This is a genomic window from Azospirillum oryzae (assembly GCF_008364795.1).
Classification (GTDB): domain Bacteria; phylum Pseudomonadota; class Alphaproteobacteria; order Azospirillales; family Azospirillaceae; genus Azospirillum; species Azospirillum oryzae.
The window spans coordinates 419,829-438,689 of sequence record NZ_VTTM01000004.1; the positions used below are offsets into that span (position 1 = coordinate 419,829).

Here is an 18,861-nt window from a genome sequence, read left to right on the forward strand (position 1 = left end):
GTCAGAAATTCGCTTTCAGGTCCATCCCGGCATAGAGCGACGCGACCTCTTCGCCATAGCCGTTGAAGGGCAGCGTCTTGCGGCGGGAGAATTCGCCGACCCGCCGTTCCGTCGCCTGGCTCCAGCGCGGGTGGTCGACCTCCGGATTGACGTTGGAGTAGAAACCGTACTCACGCGGCTGCGACTTGTTCCAGGCGGTCGCCGGCTGGTCCTTCGTCAGCGTGATCTTGACGATCGACTTGATCGACTTGAAGCCGTATTTCCACGGCACCACCAGCCGAATCGGTGCGCCGTTCTGATTGGGCAGAACCTCGCCATACATGCCGACGGCAAGCAAGGCCAGGGGGTGCATCGCCTCGTCCAGCCGCAGCCCCTCGGTATAGGGCCAGTCCAGCACCCAGGAGCGCAGGCCCGGCATCTGCTTGGGATCGTTCAGGGTCTGGAAGGCGACGTATTTGGCGTTGCCGGTCGGCTCCACCCGCTTCAGCAGCTCGGCCAGCGGGAAACCGACCCAGGGGATCACCATCGACCAGCCTTCGACGCAACGCAGGCGATAGATGCGCTCCTCCATCGGGAATTTCAGCATGTCCTCGATGCCGATGGTCATCGGCTTGGCGACCTCGCCGCCGATGGCGATCTCCCACGGGCGGGTCTTCAGCGTGCCGGCATTCTCGGCCGGATCGCTCTTGCCGGTGCCGAACTCGTAAAAGTTGTTGTAGGTGGTGGCCGACTTCATCGGCGTCGTCGGATCGAACTTGGGATCGGCCGGCTTGATCGTGGTCTGCGCCTCGAAGGCGGCGGCCAGAGCGTTGCCGTTCCACACCGGCAGGCTGCCAAGCGCCATCGCGGCGGCGCCACCGGCCATAAGGCTGCGGCGCGACAGGAAAAGCTCCCGTGGCGTCACCTCGTCTTCGCGCGCTTGCGACGCGGTGGGGAATTTGAACAGCATCGACCCTCTCCCGAACGGACCATTCCTGCCACTAACCATAGGTCTGCAGCCGGCCGCCGGCAAATCACAGGGTCTACACGATTGCGTGAGCGGGGATTCAGCGCCGTCCCAGCGGGATCACCACTGCCGGTCCGCCGAGCCCGCCGCCGCGCGCCGCGCGCCGCGCCGGAAAGGGCAGGACGTCGGCCGGAGGGCGCGGCGGGTTGAGCATCGGCAATCCGGGCATTCCGGCGAAAGAATGGGCAAAGGCCACGCCCTGGTGGCAGGCGCGCATCCAAGAGAGCATGCAGCACATCGAAGCCTGCATGGTAAATGTCCACAGAGTCATGGCCAAGCCCCGGGCTGTGAAGAAGGTTGTGTTGTCTTGCCCCGCGCCAGGCGGCCGGTGCCGGAAAGACCCGCCGTGGCTGGATCCTTAACGATGACAACGGGTGAATCGTTCCGGTACCCGCTTGGTGCGCAATGGTCATTCGGCTGAATGAATGAGCTGATGAGGCCGGTTAAGCTCAAGAACCGGCCGTCTCCGTCATAAGTCATAGGCATAATCCTTCCGCACGAATTTGGGCCGCCTACGAAAGGCTAAATTGACCGGAATCGCCTTTACTTCATCGTGCGGGGCTGTAGGACTGCGCAGCCACTCTTCGGACTGGAGTGGTGTACGCACAGCCCTATTGCGGGTATTCGGCATTCCGGTTGTGTTGGCTTGCGTTTTCTTCGACCGCGCGACAAAGCGGTTTTGCAGAGCGATTTCGGGGATGGGCGGAGCGCGGTCCATGGTGGGCTCGGCGCGCGGATTGGGGAACGGCATGACGGCGATGGTCGAGACGGCGGATGCGTTGGATCCGAAGGTTCTGCTGATGGCCCTGCGGCAACTGCGCAAGGGCGATTTCTCGGTGCGGCTGCCGCTCGACCTCACCGGGATCGATGGCGAGATCGCCGCCGCCTTCAACGATGTGGTCGAACTGAACCACAATCTGACCACCGAGACCAGCCGGCTCAGCGTCGCCATCGGCAAGGAAGGCCGCATCAGCCAGCGCGCCAAGCTGAACAACGCGTCGGGCGGGTGGGAAACCTGCGTCGACAGCATCAACACGCTGGTCGGCGACATGATCCAGCCGACGACGGAAATCGCCCGCGTCATCGGTGCCGTCGCCAAGGGCGACCTGTCCAAGACCATGGCGCTGGAAATCGAAGGCCGCCCGCTGCAGGGCGAGTTCCTGCGCACCGCCCGCAACGTCAACACCATGGTTGAGCAGCTCGTCACCGTCACCACCGAACTGACCCGCGTGGCGCGCGAGGTCGGGATCGAGGGTAAGCTGGGCGGTCAGGCCCAGGTGAAGGGGGTTGCCGGCACCTGGAAGGATTTGACCGAGAACGTCAACGTGATGGCGGCCAACCTGACCGGTCAGGTCCGCAACATCGCCGAAGTGACCACGGCGGTCGCCAAGGGCGACTTGTCGAAGAAGATCACCGTCGACGTGAAGGGCGAAATTCTTGAACTGAAATCCACCATCAACACCATGGTGGACCAGTTGAACAGCTTCGCCTCGGAAGTGACGCGCGTGGCGCGCGAGGTGGGCTCCGAAGGCAAGTTGGGCGGTCAGGCCAAGGTGGAGGGTGTCGGCGGTACCTGGAAGGACCTGACCGACAACGTGAACATGATGGCGGAGAACCTGACCGGTCAGGTCCGCAACATCGCGGAGGTGACCACCGCGGTCGCCAAGGGCGACTTGTCGAAGAAGATCACCGTCGACGTTAAGGGCGAGATTCTGGAGTTGAAATCCACCATCAACACCATGGTGGACCAGCTGAACAGCTTCGCCTCGGAAGTGACGCGCGTGGCGCGCGAGGTGGGCTCCGAAGGCAAGCTGGGCGGTCAGGCCAAGGTGGAGGGCGTCGGCGGTACTTGGAAGGACCTGACCGACAGCGTGAACATGATGGCGGCCAACCTCACGGGTCAGGTCCGCAACATCGCCGACGTGACCACCGCCGTCGCGACGGGTGACCTGTCGAAGAAGATCACCGTCGATGTGAAGGGCGAGATTCTGGAGTTGAAATCCACCATCAACACCATGGTGGACCAGCTGAACAGCTTTGCTTCGGAAGTGACGCGCGTCGCACGTGAGGTGGGCTCCGAAGGCAAGCTGGGCGGTCAGGCGCGTGTGGAAGGCGTCGGCGGCACCTGGAAGGATCTGACCGACAGCGTGAATTTGATGGCGGCAAACCTCACGGGTCAGGTCCGCAACATCGCCGACGTGACGACGGCGGTCGCCAACGGCGATTTGTCGAAGAAGATCACCGTGCCGGTGAAGGGCGAAATCCTGGAGTTGAAGAACACCATCAACACCATGGTGGACCAGTTGAACAGCTTCGCGTCGGAAGTGACGCGCGTGGCGAGAGAGGTGGGCTCCGAGGGCAAGCTGGGAGGCCAAGCACAGGTGAAGGGTGTCGGCGGCACCTGGAAGGATTTGACCGACAGCGTGAACGCGATGGCGACCAACCTGACGGGTCAGGTGCGCAACATCGCCGAAGTGACGACGGCGGTCGCGAACGGCGACCTGTCGAAGAAGATCACCGTCGATGTGAAGGGCGAAATTCTTGAGCTGAAATCCACCATCAACACCATGGTGGACCAGCTGAACAGCTTCGCCTCGGAAGTGACGCGCGTCGCCAGGGAAGTGGGTTCGGAAGGCAAGCTGGGCGGTCAGGCCCAGGTGAAGGGCGTTGCCGGAACCTGGAAGGACCTGACCGACAATGTGAACGCGATGGCGACCAACCTGACGGGTCAGGTGCGCAACATCGCGGAGGTGACCACCGCGGTCGCGAACGGCGACCTGTCGAAGAAGATCACCGTCGACGTGAAGGGCGAGATTCTGGAGCTGAAATCCACCATCAACACCATGGTGGATCAGCTGAACAGTTTCGCCTCCGAAGTCGCCCGCGTGGCGCGCGAAGTGGGCATCGAGGGCAAGCTGGGCGGTCAGGCCCAGGTGAAGGGCGTCGCCGGCACCTGGAAGGATCTGACCGACAACGTGAACATGATGGCGGCCAACCTGACCGGTCAGGTCCGCAACATCGCCGAAGTCACCACCGCGGTCGCCAAGGGCGACCTGTCGAAGAAGATCACCGTCGACGTGAAGGGCGAGATCTTCGAACTGAAATCCACCATCAACACCATGGTGGATCAGCTGAACAGCTTCGCCTCGGAAGTGACGCGCGTGGCGCGCGAGGTGGGCTCCGAAGGCAAGCTGGGCGGTCAGGCGAAGGTGGAGGGTGTCGGCGGTACCTGGAAGGATCTGACCGACAATGTGAACATGATGGCGGCCAACCTGACCGGTCAGGTGCGCGGTATCGCCAGCGTCGTCACCGCGGTCGCCGACGGCGACCTCAAGCGCAAGCTGGCGGTGGACGCCAAGGGCGAGATCGCGGCGCTGGCCAACACCATCAACGGCATGATCGACACGCTGGCGACCTTCGCCGATCAGGTCACCAACGTGGCGCGCGAGGTGGGCATCGAAGGCAAGCTGGGCGGTCAGGCCCGCGTGCCGGGCGCCGCCGGCCTGTGGAAGGATCTGACGGAGAACGTGAACCAGCTGGCCGCCAACCTGACCACCCAGGTGCGCGCCATCGCCGAGGTCGCCACCGCGGTGACCAAGGGCGACCTGACCCGGTCCATCACCGTGGAGGCGATGGGCGAGGTCGCGGCGCTGAAGGACAACATCAACGAGATGATCCGCAATCTTCGCGACACGACGCTGAAGAATGCGGAACAGGACTGGCTGAAGACCAACCTCGCCAAATTCACCCGCATGCTGCAGGGCGAACGCGATCTGGTCACCGTCTCCAACATGATCCTGTCGGAGATCGCCCCGCTGGTGAATGCGCAGCACGGCGTCTTCTATGTCGCCACCCGCGACCGCGACGAGCCGCTGCTGGAGCTGGTCGCCTCCTACGCGCTGAAGGAGCGCAAGAACCTGTCCAACCGCTTCCATCTGAAGGAAGGTCTGGTCGGGCAGTGCGCCTACGAGAAGAAGCGCATCCTGCTGACCAATGTGCCGCGCGACTATGTGTCGATCAGCTCCGGCCTGGGCGAGGCGCCGCCGCTGAACATCATCGTCCTGCCGGTGCTGTTCGAGGACGACGTGAAGGCGGTGATCGAGCTGGCGAGCTTCGGCCGCTTCAGCGAGACGCACCAGAGCTTCCTGGAGCAGCTGACCGAGAGCATCGGCATCGTTCTGAACACCATCGCCGCCAACATGCGCACCGAAGGTCTGCTGAAGCAGTCGCAGCGGCTGACCACCGAATTGCAGAGCCAGCAGGAGGAGCTGAAGACCACCAACGAGCGGCTGGAACAGCAGGCCGCGTCGCTGCGCAAGTCGGAAGAGCTGCTGAAGGCCCAGCAGGAAAAGCTGACCACCACCAACGAGGCTCTGGAGGAAAAGGCCGAACAGCTGGAGAAGCAGAACATCGAGGTCGAGCGCAAGAACCGCGAGGTCGTGCTCGCCAAGGCGGCGCTGGAGGAGAAGGCGGAACAGCTCGCCTTGACCTCCAAATACAAGTCGCAGTTCCTGGCGAACATGAGCCACGAGTTGCGCACGCCGCTGAACAGTCTGCTGATCCTGTCGAAGCTGCTGGCCGACAACCCCGACACCAACCTGTCGGACCGCCAGGTGGAGTTCGCCCGCACCATCCATTCCGCCGGATCGGACCTGCTGGGGCTGATCAACGACATTCTCGACCTGTCGAAGATCGAATCCGGCACCGTGACGCTGGAGATCGGCGAGGTCGTGCTGGGCGACCTGCGCAACCATGTGGAGCGGACCTTCTCGCAATTGGCTCAGGAGAAGAAGCTGGCCTTCACAATCGAGATGGACGAGGCGCTGCCCGCCAGCGTCCAGACCGACGAGAAGCGGCTGGCCCAGGTGCTGAACAACCTGCTGTCGAACGCCTTCAAGTTCACCGAGAGTGGCGGCATCACCTTCCGCGTCGCCCCGGCCACGGAAGGCTGGAGCGCGGCGCACCCGACGCTGGGGGCCGCATCGTCGGTGCTGGCCTTCACCGTCATCGACACCGGCATCGGCATCCCCGAGGACAAGCAGCGCATCATCTTCGAGGCGTTCCAGCAGGCCGACGGCACCACCAGCCGCAAATATGGCGGCACCGGCCTGGGGCTGTCGATCAGTCGCGAGATCGCCCGGCTGCTGGGCGGCGAAATCCGCGTCGCCAGCACGCCCGGCCAGGGCAGTGCCTTCACGCTGTTCGTCCCGCGCAGCTTCGCCACCGTGGCGGAAGCCATCGCTCCGCTGAGCGCCCCCGCCGTCGCCGCGGCCAGCGCGGCAATCGGCACCTCGCCCGCGCCGGCCGGGCTTCTGCCCAAGCGGACGGAGACGGCGACCTGGCCGGTGGTGGCGTCCGGCCCGCAGGAGGGCTTGGCGCTCCTGGACATGCAGCCGGGCGGCGACGACCGCGAAAAGCTGCGCCCAGGCGAGCCGGTGGTGCTGATCGTGGAGGATGACAACACCTTCGCCTCCATCCTGCTCGATCTGGCGCGGGAAAAGGGGTTCCGCACCATCCTGTCCAGCGGCGGGGTGGCGGCGCTGCCGCTGGCCCGCAAATACCGGCCGGACGCCGTACTGCTCGACATCGGGTTGCCGGACATGGACGGCTGGGCGCTGCTCGACCTGCTGAAACGCGATCCGCAGACCCGCCACATCCCGGTCCACGTCATCTCCGCCAAGGACGAGCGGCGGCGCGGCCTGTCGATGGGCGCCTTCGACTATTCGGAAAAGCCGGTCGAGCGCGAGGCGATCTTCGACGCACTGAACCGGGTGAAGAGCTTCAAGGAACGCGACCATCGCAAGTTGCTGGTGGTGGAGAAGGACAGCCCGCAGCCGGGCGCCGTCGCCGCCCTGATCGGCAACGGCGACGTGGAGACGCACACCGTCACCTCGATCGAGGCGGCGATGGCGGCGCTGACGGCCGACCGCTTCGACTGCATGGTGCTGGACCTGTCCAGCCCGACCTTGTCCGGACCGGTCACGGTCGATTTCGAGCTGATCGAATGGCTGCGTACCCGCGACACGCTCACCTGGATGCCGGTGGTGGTCTATGTCGCCGCCGACATCGCGGCGGAGGACGAGGCACGGCTGCGCCGGCTGGCCGAGACGGTGGTGCTGAAGAGCGCGCGGTCGCCGGCCGGGCTGCTGGACGAGACGGCGCTGTTCCTGCACCGGGCCGTCGACCGGCTGCCCGACGAGAAGCGGCGCAGCATCCTGGACTTGCGCCAGCACGACCCGTCGCTGGCCGGCAAGCGGGTGCTGGTGATCGACGACGACATCCGCAACATCTTCTCGCTCGCCAGCGTCATGGAGGCCCACAGGATCGAGGTCCTGCATGCCGAAAGCGGGCGCGAGGGCATCGAGCGGCTCCGTGCCGACCCCAACGTGGACGTGGTGCTGGTCGACATCATGATGCCGGAGATGGACGGCTATGAGACCATGCGCGCGATCCGCGGCATCGAGGAGTTCCGCAGCCTGCCGATGATCGCCGTCACCGCCAAGGCGATGAAGGGCGACCGCGACAAATGCATCGACGCCGGAGCGACCGACTACATCGCCAAGCCGGTGGACATCGACCATCTGCTGTCGCTGTTGCGGATCTGGACCGCCAAGGGCAGCCGGCCGCAGGCGCGCGGCGGGGTGCAGCCATGACCCGGCGCAAGCTCCAGACGGCGCGGAGGGGGCGGCGCGCGCCCTTCGTTCCGCCGCCCGCCTGTCCGATACCGCCGGTCCGCCGGTCGACGCTGCTCGGCACCACCAGCGTCCCGACGCCCGGCGAAGATGCCGTTCGCCAGACGTTTCTGCCGGCGGCCCCTGCACCCGACGTGATGCCGGTGCCACCGCCCGCCGGCCCGGCTGCCGTTCCCGCGGGATGGGAAAGCGGAACCATGACCAGCGATTCGAATCCCCAGCCCGACAAGGCGGACGTCGCGATCCTGATCGTCGACGACGACCCGCGGAACCTGTTCGCCGTGCGCGAGACGCTGGAGGATCTGGGGGCCCAGCTGGTGCTCGCCCGGTCGGGCGAGGAGGCGCTGAAGCATCTGCTGCGGCAGGACTTCGCGCTGATCCTGCTGGACGTCCACATGCCGGGCATGGACGGCTACGAGACGGCGGAGCTGATCCGCCTGCGCGAGAAGTCGCGCCACATCCCGATCATCTTCCTGACCGCCATCAACAAGGACGAGACGCACATCTTCCGCGGCTATGCCACCGGCGCCGTGGACTACATGTTCAAGCCCGTCGACCCGCTGATCCTGAAATGCAAGGTGGCGGTCTTCCTCGACCTCTACCGCAAGACCGAGGAGGTGAAGCGCGAGGTCGAGGCCAAACAGCGCCTGCTGGACGAGAATGAGCGGGTGCGGCGCGAGATGCGGCAGGCCGAACAGGCATTGCGCCGGTCGGAGGAGCGGCAGGCGCTGATCCTGGGCCAGCTTCCCATCGTGCTCTACACCGCCGATCTGACGCCGGGCATTCCGTTCCGCTACCTGTCGGACACCACGGAAACTGTGCTGGGCTGCCCCGCCGCCCGCTTCATCGAGGACCCGCAATTCTGGGAATCCGGGCTGCATCCGGACGACCGCAGCCGCGTGCTGCGCCAGTTGGAGGCGGTCCACGAAACCGGGCTGACCATGGTGGAATATCGCTGGCGCGGCCCGGACGGCGGTGAACGCCATCTGCTGGACCAAGCCGTCGTCGTGCGCGACGAGGACGGCGTGCCGACCGAGCTGTTCGGCACCATCATGGACGTGACCGAGACCCGCCAGGCCCAGCAGCAGCTTGCCCATGCGCAGAAGATGGAGATGGTGGGCCGGCTGACGGGCGGCATCGCCCACGACTTCAACAATATGCTGATGGTGGTGATCGGCAGCCTGGAGCGTCTGGTCCCCGGCCTCGCCGACGACCCGAAGGCGGCGCGGCGGGCGGAGATGGCGCTGCAGGCGGCGCTGCGCTGTTCCGACATGACCCGGCGTCTGCTGACCTTCGCCCGGCGCCAGCAGCTTCACCCGGAGCCGGTGGATCTCGGCGCGTTGGTCACCGGCATGGGCGAACTGATGGAGCGCACGCTGGGCGGCGGCGTCGCCATCGCCATCGAGGCGCCGCCGGCCGATGCCGAGCCGTTGTGGACGGCGTCGGTCGACCGTTCGCAGGCGGAATCGGCTCTGCTGAACCTCGTCATCAACGCCCGCGACGCCATGCCCGGCGGCGGAACTCTGTGCATCCGCACCGTCAACACCCGCTTCGAGGAACCGCAGACGGCACACGGCATGTCGGTTCCGGCCGGGGACTATATCCTGCTGTCGGTGTCGGACAGCGGATGCGGCATGCCGCCGGACGTGCTGGAGCGCGCCTTCGAACCCTTCTTCACCACCAAGGAGACGGGGAAGGGCACCGGCCTCGGCCTTGCCATGATCCATGGCTTCGTCAAGCAGTCGGGCGGGTTGATCGGCATCGACAGCACCCCGGGTGCCGGCACCACCTTCCGCCTCTATCTGCCGCGGGCGGCGATGGACGCCCTGCAAGGCCCCGCTCCGGACGATGACGGTGCCGACGAGGCCTTCGCCGGTCGTGGCGAGACGGTGCTGGTGGTGGATGACGACGCCGACGTGCGGGCGGTCGCCGTCCAGGCGGTGACGGCGCTGGGATACCGCGTGCTGGAGGCCGACGGGGCTGAAGCGGCGCTGACCCTGCTGGACCGGCAGCCGGTCGATCTTCTGTTCACCGACATCGTGATGCCCGGGGGCCTGAACGGGCGCGAACTGGCGCTGGAGGGTTTGCGCCGCCACCCCTCGCTGCGGGTGCTGTTCGCTTCGGGCTATGCCAACGGAACCAGTGCGCCGGAACCGGAGGCCGGCGCGTCCGCCGATACCGGCGGCGCCGCCGATCCCGGTGCCGTGCTGGGGGCCGTGCTGAGCCGGGCGGAAACGCTGCCGAAGCCTTACCGCGACGGTGTTCTCGCCCGGGCACTGCGGCGCGCGCTGGATTTGCAGGCCCCTCTCGCCCCGGCGGAGGCCGTCCGGGGATGATGAGGGGGATCGAGGGCGGCGCCGTCCCACGCCGCCGGTTGTGCATATCAGGTCAGGTTCCGGTTCATGGTTTTGTCCGACGACGCGCTTACCCTGCTCAGAAGTTCGATCCGATCCGTATGGGCGTTGGAACTGCTTCTGCTGTTGCGCCGGCATCCGGATCGCGACTGGTCGAATGGTGACCTCGTGAGGGAACTGCGCGGCAGCGACGTCGTGGTTCAGGAGGCGCTGGGGGGCTTTCTCGGTGCCGGGCTTCTGGTGGCGCTGGCGGACGGCCGTCACCGCTACCAGCCCGCTGCCCCGATCCTCGACAAGTGGGTGGAGGAAATCGCGCAGGCCTATGCCACCCGTCCGTCCGCCATCATCCGGGAGATTTTCGCGGCACCCGGCAACAAGGTGCAGGTCTTCGCCGACTCCTTCAGGTTCCGCCTCAATGACTGAGACTTATTGGACAGATACGATGGCTGTTTCGACGATGGCTGTGCCTGCAATGGATATACCCGGCCCGCATCGGCTTCCCTCCCCGCCGGGGAGAGGGAAAGAAGGGCGCTGACATGGATGTCCTGAAGTCTGCGGTCTATCTGCTGTGTTTCGCCGCCAGCCTGCTGTGCATGCTGCTGCTGCTGCGCAGTTACCTGCGGTCGCGCAGCCGCCTGCTGCTGTGGAGCACGCTGTGCTTCGTCGGACTGGCGATCAACAACCTGCTGCTGTTCATTGACGTCGTCGTTCTGCCGACGGAGGTCGACCTGCTGCCGTTCCGCCATCTCTCCGCCCTGGCCGGGGTCGGGATCCTGCTGTACGGCTTCATTTGGGATGCCGAGTGATGTTGCCCACGACCTACAGTTTCTTCACCGGGGCGCTGGCGGCGCTGTATGCGGTCGCGGGTCTGTTCTTCCTCAGCTTCTGGAGACGGACGCGCGATGCGCTGTTCGTCAGCTTCGCACTGGCCTTCGCGTTGCTGGCGACCAATCAGATCGTGCTGGCGCTGGGCGGGTTGGAGCGGGAGGAACAGAGCTGGGTCTATCTGCTGCGCCTGCTGGCCTTCCTGCTGATCATTGCCGGCATCGCCCGCAAGAATCTGGAGGGACGGCGGCGCTGACCGGTCATTTGCGGCCGTCGCCGAAACGGCGGCAGTCCCATTCGTCGGTCCCGGCCTCCGCCCGCCCGCCGTTGGAGGTGCGGTAACGCGAATCGTCGCACTGGCCGTTGCCGGCATAGCGGCTGTAGCCGCCGTGGCCCCGGCTTCTGTACCCGCCGTCGTAGCCGTTGCCGTAGTAGCCGCCGTTGTCCTGGCCGCCGCGACGGTGATGATGCCGGCCGCGGTTGTAATCGCCATCGTCGTCGTCATCGCCGGCTGTGGCGGCCAGCACGCCCAGCCCGACCACCGCGGCGCCGATCAGCAGGGCGCCCGCCATGTCGTCGTTGCCGTTGCCGGCACAGCCGGGCAAGGCCAGCGACGCTGCCAGGCAAGCGGCCATAACGGTCCTGCCACCAAAAACTCCGCGCCGCGCCACCGTTCCCATCGCCGCCTCCCGGAATAGGGCTTCATTTACGCATGAACACATGAGCAGCGTTTTTCATCCGATACCATTATAATTTCATTTTATAAATATTTATTCCGCTCCGCTTCCGCACTGCTTCCGCCCGGCCGGTGTATACGGATGGCGTGCGGCGGGGCTTGGCCCGCCCGGCCGGAAGCCCTATGGTCGGGCTGCTGTCGCCAATATGGGGAGTGCGTGGATGTTCACCGCCAGGATCCTTCTGCTCGGCTCCGGGGAACTGGGCAAGGAATTCGTTATCGCGGCCAAGCGGTTGGGGTGCGAGGTCATCGCCTGCGACAGCTATGCCAACGCCCCGGCGATGCAGGTCGCCGACGCGGCGGAGGTGTTCTCCATGCTGGACGCCGACGCCCTGCGCGACGCCATCGCCAAGCACCGCCCCGACTATATCGTGCCGGAGGTGGAGGCGATCCGCACCGAGGTGCTGCACGAGTTCGAGGATGCCGGCACCACCGTCGTGCCGTCGGCCCGTGCCGCCACCATGACGATGAACCGCGACCGCATCCGCGAGGTCGCCGCCGCCGAACTCGGCCTGCGCACTTCGCGCTACCGCTATGCCGAAAGCCTGGAAGAGGTCCGTGCCGGGGCGGAGCACACCGGTTTCCCCTGTGTCGTCAAGCCGGTGATGTCGTCGTCCGGCAAGGGGCAGAGCACGGTGCAGGACGACGCCGGGCTGGAGGCCGCCTGGGACTATGCGGTGGCGAACATGCGCGGCGACCGCCGCAAGGTGATCGTCGAGGAATTCGTCCCCTTCGAGTACGAGATCACCCTGCTGACCGTCCGCACCCGTGACGGCATCCTCTATTGCGAGCCGATCGGTCACCGGCAGGAACGCGGAGACTATCAGGAATCCTGGCAGCCGGTCGCCATGCCGCAGGCGATGCTGGACGATGCGAAGGCGATGGCCGCGCGCGTCGTCGACAATCTCGGCGGCTATGGCATCTTCGGCGTCGAGTTCTTCGTGACGGCCGACGAGGTCATCTTCTCCGAACTGTCGCCGCGCCCGCACGACACCGGCATGGTCACGCTGCTGTCGCAGAATCTGTCGGAGTTCGAACTGCACGCCCGCGCCATCCTGGGCCTGCCGATCCCGAACATCGTCTGCCGCGCCCCGTCGGCGTCGGCCGTCATCCTGGCCGACCGTGAGGCGGAAAGCTTCCGCATCGAGGGGCTGGCCGAGGCGCTGCGCCTCGGGTCTGCGGAACAGGAGGTCGATGTCCGCCTGTTCGGCAAGCCGACCACCCGCAAGAACCGCCGCATGGGCGTGGCGCTCGCCACCGGCAGCGACACCGACGACGCACGGGCGCTGGCCAAGCGGGCGGCGGACAAGGTGACGATCCGGTATCTGTGAATCGTCAGGCGATGCGGCGGGCACGGTGGATGTCCGCCGCTCGCCGCGCGTCCGCTTACGACGTCACCGCCAGCGTTCCGGACGAGCCAGCCGCCTCAAGCATCGGGGCCGCCCGTCCCGTGGTGGTCAGCGGAGCGGTGGAGCGTCCTTCGCGATAGCCGAACAGGATGTAATGGTTGGCCGCCGCCGCCTCGGTGCTGCCCAAGGCGCGTTGCACATCCGGATTGCGCGCCAGATAGGCCGCCGCATTGAAGGTGGTCGTCCGCCCTTCCAGGCGCCCGCTGCGGGCGTAATGCAACGCTGCGGCGGTCGTGTCGGTGCCGAATGCCCGGATCAGATCCGGGTTCGCCGCGATATAGCTCATGGCGTTGAACGTCGTGCTGCGCCCTTCCGAGCGGCCAAGAACAATATAATGCTCCGTCGCAGCAGCAGTGTTCGTGCCGAATGCCGCAGCAAGATCGCGGTTCGCGGCCAGATAGCTGGCGGCATCGAAGCTCGTCGACCGGTTTTCAAGGTGTCCCGTCTGAGCGTAATGATAGAAGGCAGCCGTACCATTGGTTCCGAACGCGGCAGCCAAGTCGCGGTTGGCCGCGAGATAGCTCATCGCGTCGAAGGCGGTCGCGCTGGAGGCCGATACCGTACGGTCGGAAAACCGGATATATTCGACATTCCGAATCAAATCGGAACCGTTGAGGCGGTCGATGATCGCGGACTGGCCGCCGTAGCTCATCAGTTTATTGGGCGCATAGCTCTGGCTGGATATGACCGTATCGACACCGTCACCTCCGTCGATCGTATCGACTCCATACCCGCCGCTGATGAGGTCGTCACTGCCGCCGCCGCTGATATAATCGTTTCCGTTATATCCATAGAGCGTATCGGCATAGGATGATCCAAATATCTGATCACTGCCGGACAGGATGTTCTGGGTGGTCAGTGCATAACCAAGGCTGTAGACGCTGTAAAAGCTGATGTCGGCATTGCTGAATGACATCAGCGGGTTTCCGTTGGGCAGGGTTGCCGACACGGAGGTTATTCTTCCCGATACATTGTAACTGGTGACATTGAAAGAACCGGTGACGGTGACGTCCATGACCGGCGCGCCATTCAGCGTATAACGGAACGCAATCCGCGAGCCGTCCTGTGCGAGAATGGAATAATTGTCGTAGACGATACCTGCGGTATCTCCCGACCCTGACAAATTGATTGAGACATTTGCGACGACAGTGGTCATGTATCTATCCTCAAGAAATCCGACAGGAATATTACTGAACGCATGTTCGGCGGCCGGCGTCGTCTGTGACGATACCACCGAGGCGATGTCGCGATTGCGGCCTCCGGTCCATTAGCTCCTTCAAATTAAATGTCGACAGTCGTCGACTGTCGAACATACCCATAAGTGTAAGAGCGCAATCTTAGAATGTCGAGGGTGTGTCGGTGGATTTCAGGTTGCTTCCCGCGCCACCTTCTACCGCCCCAGCAGCCTGTCCACCCGGCGCAGGGCCGGGAACATCACCGCCCACAGGCCGGCCAGCCCGACCGCGCCGACGCCACCCAGCACCACCGCCGGGACCGCGCCGACCAGCGCCGCGACGCTGCCGGATTCGAACTCGCCCAACTGGTTGGAGGCGCCGATGAACAGCGAGGTGACGGCACCGACCCGGCCGCGCATCTCGTCGGGGGTGGAGAGTTGGATCAGCGTCTGGCGGACGAACATGCTGACCTGATCCGTGGCGCCGACCGCCAGAAGGGCGATGAAGGACAGCACCGGATCGGCCGACAAGCCGAAGGCGATGGTGGCGACGCCGAACCCGGCGACGGCAACCAGCATCCAGCGCCCGGCATGCCGCTTCACGCCCCAACGGGTGATGACCATCGCCATGGCGAGCGCCCCGAGCGCCGGCGCAGAGCGCAGCAAGCCGAGACCCCATGGTCCGACATGCAGAACGTCGCGGGCATAGATCGGCAGCAGCGCCGTCGCCCCGCCGAGCAGGACCGCGAAGAGGTCGAGCGAGATGGCGCCCAGGATCTCCGGCCGGCTGCGGATAAAGGCGGCGCCGGCCAGCATGCTCGTCAGGCTCATGGCGCGCTTGGTCATGGTGACGGGGCGCGGCCTGCAGGCGGCGATCAGCAGCACCGACAGCACCAGCATCGCCGTGCTGACGCCGTAGACCGCCGCCGGGCCGGCGATATAGAGCAGCCCGCCCAGCGCCGGGCCCGAGATCTGCGCCACCTGCACCCCCGACGACTGCCAAGCGACGGCGTTGGGAAGGTCCTCCACCGGCACGGTCGCCGACAGGATCGCCTGGTTGGCCGGCCCCTCGAAGGATTTGGCGAGGCCGATCAGCGCCACCACGGCGAAGATCGCGTGGGGCGACAGCCCGCCGGCCATGGTCAGCAGGAACAGCGCGGCCACGGCGATCATCTCGATCGAAAGGGCGCCGAACAGCACCGTCTTGCGGTCGTTGTTGTCGACGACATGCCCGGCCACCAGCACCAGGGCCAGGGAGGGCAGGAACTGGAACAGCCCGACCAGCCCGAGGTCGAGCGGATCGCCGGTCATGGCATAGACCTGCCAGCCGACCGCCACCACCTGCATCTGGATCGCCAGCATCGAACAGACCCTCGCGCTCCAGAACAGGGCGAAGGCGCGGTGACGGAAGGCCGACCGGAAACTATCCCCGGCCGTGGCGGCGCTGGTCATTCAAACTGGCTCCAGAAGTGTGGCGAGCCCCAGTCCGCCGCCGATGCCGAGCGTGGCGAGACCCTGGCGGGGCGTGGTGCCCGCCGCCGGGAACAGCAGCTCGGTGAACAGGCGCGTCACCAGGATGGCCCCAGACGCGCCGTAGGGATGGCCGATCGCCAGCGCACCGCCGCCGACCGACACGCGCGACGGGTCGATGGCGAGCGCGTCGAGGCTGGCCAGCACCTGGGCGGCGAAGGCCTCGTTGAACTCGACGAGGTCGATGTCGGCGACGGACAGGCCGGGGTTGCGGGCCAGAAGCTTCGTCACCGCCGGGATCGGACCGGTGCCGAGAAGCCTGGGGTCCACGCCGGCCGCCGTGCTGTCGACCACCGCCAGTCCGCGGGTCAGGCCGAGTTCGCGGAACTTCCGCTCCGACACCACGGCCACCACGGCGGCACCGTCATTGACCGGGCAGGCGTTGCCGGCGGTCACGGTGCCGTCGGGCCGCAGGATCGGGCTCAGGGCCGCCAGCCGGTCGAGGCTGGTGTCGGCGCGAGGGCATTCGTCGCGGTCGATGATGCGGCCGTCGCGCAGGGTGAGCGGCACGATCTCGCGGTCGAACCGTCCGGCGGCTTGCGCGGCGACGGCCTTGCGGTGGCTGTCCAGGGCGTAGCGGTCCTGGCGGGCGCGGCCGATGCCGTGGGCGGCGGCGACATTCTCCGCCGCTTCGATCATCGACGGGTCGCCGATCTCGTCGGGGGCGAACCGGGCGCGGTCGTAGAAGGTCGGGCTGCGGTAGAGGCTGGACGGCTTGGCGACGCGCCAGGGCGCGGTGCTGGTGCTCTCCACCCCGCCGGCGAGGACGATGTCGCAGGCGCCGGACTGCACCAGCCGGGCGGCAAGGTTGACCGCCTCCAGCCCCGACCCGCACTGTCGGTCCACCGTGACGCCGGGAACCGAAACCGGCAGGCCGGCGGCCAGCGCCGACAGCCGAGCGACGTTGCCGCCGGGCCCGACCGCGTTGCCCAGCAGCACCTCGTCCACCTCTGCGGGGTCGATGCCGGCGTCGGCCAGCACCGCGCGGATGACCGGGGCGGCGAGACCCTCGACGGGCAACTCGCGCAGGGAGCCGCCGATGCGGCCGACCGGCGTGCGGCGTGCGGCGACGACTATGGGATGGTTGCTCACCCCACCACCTCCAGCCCGCCGGCCCTTGCCCGCTCGCGGACATCGGCACGGGCGATCTTGCCGCTGCCGGTCAGGGGCATGTCGGCCGCCGCGAAGACCCGGCGCGGGGCCTTGTAGGCCTCCAGCCGCTCCTGACACCAGCCGCGCAACTCGGCGAGCGAGGCGCGCGCCGCGCCGCGCCACCAGACCACGGCGGACAGGGCGTCGCCCCAATAGGGATCGGGCAGGCCGAACACCACCGCCTCCGCCACCGCGGGATGGGCGCGCAGGGCGACTTCGACCTCCGCCGGGTAGACGTTCAGCCCGCCGGTGATGACCATGTCACCGGCCCGGCCGACCAGCCTCAGCCAACCTTCGCCGTCGATCCAGCCATAGTCGCCGACCGTGCCCCAGCCGTTGTGCTCGCGATAGCCGGCTCCATCGGTGGTGCCGAGATAGCCGTCGCTCAGCATGCCGCTACGCACCCAGACGGTGCCGGGCCGGCCGCGCTCCACCGGATTGCCGTCATCGTCGCGCAGGCTCAGTTCCACCCCGTGGAAGGGGCGGCCGACGCTGTCGGCGGGTGCGCCCTCGCGCGACGAGCGCAGGCTGACGAAGCTCAGCTCTGACGCGCCGTAATATTCCAGCACGGCCGCATCCGGGCAGAGGGCGGACAGCCGGTCATGCACCGCGGGGGCGAGCTTGGCGCCGGAACAGACCACCCGGCGCAGGGCGGGGAAGCGCCGGCCGTCGCGTTCCGCCGCATCGAGGATGGCGACGAGCATCGTCGGCACCAGCACCAGCGTGGTGACGCCGCACTCTGCCAACTGCACTGCGGCGTCCGTTGCGTCGAACTTCGGCTGTACCCGGACGGTGGCGCCTGCCGACAGCCCCTCCACTGCGCCATACAGACCCAGGCCATGGACCAGCGGTCCCGGCACCAGGACGATGTCGTCGGGTCCGATGCCGAACTCCAAGCGGCTCGCTTCCAGCGTCGCCAGCCAGGAGCCCTGGTTGCGGATGAAGGCCTTCGGCCGCCCGGTGGTGCCGGAGGTAAAGCCGACCAGGAAGGGCGTTTCCGGATCGACCGCCGGGATGGTCCAACCCGCCGGCTGAGCGGCGATCCAGGCGGGTGCCGTCTCCGCCGTCAGATGCAGGTCGGGACGGAAAGTGTCGATGGCGGCGGCGATCTGCCCGGCACTCCATTTCGGGTCGAGCAGCCCGACGATGCCGCCCGCCGCGACAATGCCGAAGAACAGCACCGGCAACTCCGCCCGGTTGCCGAGGCCGAGCGCCACACGCGGCGGCACTCCGTCCCGGCGCACCGCGGACACGCCGGCTCCCACCCGCCGCACTTGGTCGAGCAGGGTGCCGTAGGACACCACCTCGTCGCCGAAGACCAGCGCGGGATGGCCGGGCGCCCGCCCGGCGGCCAGTGCGAAGGGGCGGGCGAGGTTGTCCGCCCCGGTATGGCTGCCGACAAAGGAGGGTCGGTCTGGCGCCATTCGATCAGGCATGGATCGGCAGGATGCCTGCACGGCGGACGCCCGAGGCGGCGACGGCGGCGACACCGGCCTTGATCAGGTCGCCCGGCACGAAGGCCAGCGAGCCGAACAGCGCCTTCTCGATCGGCAGGCCGGCGACCAGCGACAGCCAGGGGATGCCGCCGGCATAGACGACCAGGATGCCGCCGAGGACGCTGACCGCGAACAGGCGGATCGGGTTGGCATTGGTGGCGAACCGCTCTGCCAGCCAGCCGGTGACGAAGGCGGCGATCGGCCAGGACAGCACGAAGCCGCCGGTCGGCCCCATCAGCACGCCGATGCCGCCGCGCCCGCCCGCCAGCAGCGGCAGTCCGGCCGCGACCAGCAGGACGAACAGCAATGCTGCGATGCCGCCGCGCTTGGCGCCCAGGATGGTGCCGGCCAGCATGACGCCCAGCGTTTGCGCGGTGACCGGCACCGGCAGGAAGCCGAGCGGGATCGGCGGCGCCATGCCAAGCCCGCCCAGCAGGGCGGCGAACAGGGCGCAGAGAACGAGGTCGCGGGTGGACAACATGGCGGA

General features: G+C 66.8%; 14 protein-coding genes. 6 read left to right on the plus strand and 8 right to left on the minus strand.

Annotated elements, in window-relative coordinates; genetic code table 11:
- Position 1 precedes the first annotated feature (1 nt).
- Complete coding sequence (msrP, locus tag FZ938_RS15255) at positions 2-949, minus strand: protein-methionine-sulfoxide reductase catalytic subunit MsrP (protein ID WP_149199320.1); 948 nt, start codon at positions 947-949, stop codon at positions 2-4.
- Between the two features lie 97 nt (positions 950-1,046).
- Positions 1,047-1,256, minus strand: a complete 210-nt coding sequence (locus tag FZ938_RS30550) for a hypothetical protein (RefSeq protein ID WP_174757006.1) — start codon at positions 1,254-1,256, stop codon at positions 1,047-1,049.
- Positions 1,257-1,722: 466 nt separating this feature from the next.
- Between FZ938_RS30550 and FZ938_RS15265 the strand changes: the two genes are divergently transcribed.
- From FZ938_RS15265 to FZ938_RS15285, 5 genes are all read left to right on the plus strand, one after another.
- Positions 1,723-7,659 carry a hybrid sensor histidine kinase/response regulator gene (locus tag FZ938_RS15265; protein ID WP_211101069.1) on the plus strand — a complete coding sequence of 1,979 codons (5,937 nt, stop codon included), beginning with the start codon at positions 1,723-1,725 and terminating at the stop codon, positions 7,657-7,659.
- Positions 7,660-7,895: 236 nt separating this feature from the next.
- Positions 7,896-10,034 (plus strand): response regulator, encoded by a 2,139-nt coding sequence (locus tag FZ938_RS15270; RefSeq protein WP_149199321.1) that lies wholly within the window; start codon positions 7,896-7,898, stop codon positions 10,032-10,034.
- 66 nt (positions 10,035-10,100) lie between these two features.
- Positions 10,101-10,475 (plus strand): hypothetical protein, encoded by a 375-nt coding sequence (locus FZ938_RS15275; protein WP_149199322.1) that lies wholly within the window; start codon positions 10,101-10,103, stop codon positions 10,473-10,475.
- Positions 10,476-10,588: 113 nt separating this feature from the next.
- Positions 10,589-10,858, plus strand: a complete 270-nt coding sequence (locus FZ938_RS15280) for a DUF5985 family protein (RefSeq protein ID WP_174757008.1) — start codon at positions 10,589-10,591, stop codon at positions 10,856-10,858.
- Entirely contained in the window at positions 10,858-11,133 is a 276-nt protein-coding gene (locus FZ938_RS15285) for a DUF5985 family protein (protein ID WP_149199323.1), read from the plus strand. Before FZ938_RS15280 ends, FZ938_RS15285 begins: the two co-directional genes overlap by 1 nt.
- Before the next feature lie 4 nt (positions 11,134-11,137).
- On the opposite strand, the gene FZ938_RS15290 is transcribed toward FZ938_RS15285, so the two are convergent.
- Entirely contained in the window at positions 11,138-11,512 is a 375-nt protein-coding gene (locus FZ938_RS15290) for a hypothetical protein (RefSeq protein WP_246457250.1), read from the minus strand.
- Between the two features lie 262 nt (positions 11,513-11,774).
- Here FZ938_RS15290 and purT point away from each other — a divergent pair, with 262 nt between their 5' ends.
- Positions 11,775-12,944: a formate-dependent phosphoribosylglycinamide formyltransferase gene (gene purT / locus FZ938_RS15295; protein WP_149199325.1), complete on the plus strand. Its 1,170-nt coding sequence runs from the start codon at positions 11,775-11,777 to the stop codon at positions 12,942-12,944.
- Between the two features lie 55 nt (positions 12,945-12,999).
- On the opposite strand, the gene FZ938_RS15300 is transcribed toward purT, so the two are convergent.
- The 5 genes from FZ938_RS15300 to FZ938_RS15320 form a co-directional block, all read right to left on the minus strand.
- Positions 13,000-14,178, minus strand: coding sequence for a calcium-binding protein (locus tag FZ938_RS15300; RefSeq protein WP_149199326.1), 1,179 nt, complete (start codon positions 14,176-14,178; stop codon positions 13,000-13,002).
- Positions 14,179-14,412: 234 nt separating this feature from the next.
- A complete protein-coding gene (locus FZ938_RS15305; RefSeq protein ID WP_149199327.1) occupies positions 14,413-15,648 on the minus strand; it encodes an MFS transporter in 1,236 nt (411 codons plus the stop codon).
- Complete coding sequence (locus FZ938_RS15310) at positions 15,649-16,818, minus strand: thiolase family protein (protein ID WP_149199328.1); 1,170 nt, start codon at positions 16,816-16,818, stop codon at positions 15,649-15,651.
- Positions 16,815-18,302 (minus strand): class I adenylate-forming enzyme family protein, encoded by a 1,488-nt coding sequence (locus FZ938_RS15315; protein WP_149199329.1) that lies wholly within the window; start codon positions 18,300-18,302, stop codon positions 16,815-16,817. The genes FZ938_RS15310 and FZ938_RS15315 overlap by 4 nt, the downstream gene beginning before the upstream one ends.
- 4 nt (positions 18,303-18,306) lie before the next feature.
- On the minus strand, positions 18,307-18,855 hold the full coding sequence (locus FZ938_RS15320; protein WP_149199330.1) for a biotin transporter BioY: 549 nt from the start codon (positions 18,853-18,855) through the stop codon (positions 18,307-18,309).
- Positions 18,856-18,861 lie beyond the last annotated feature (6 nt).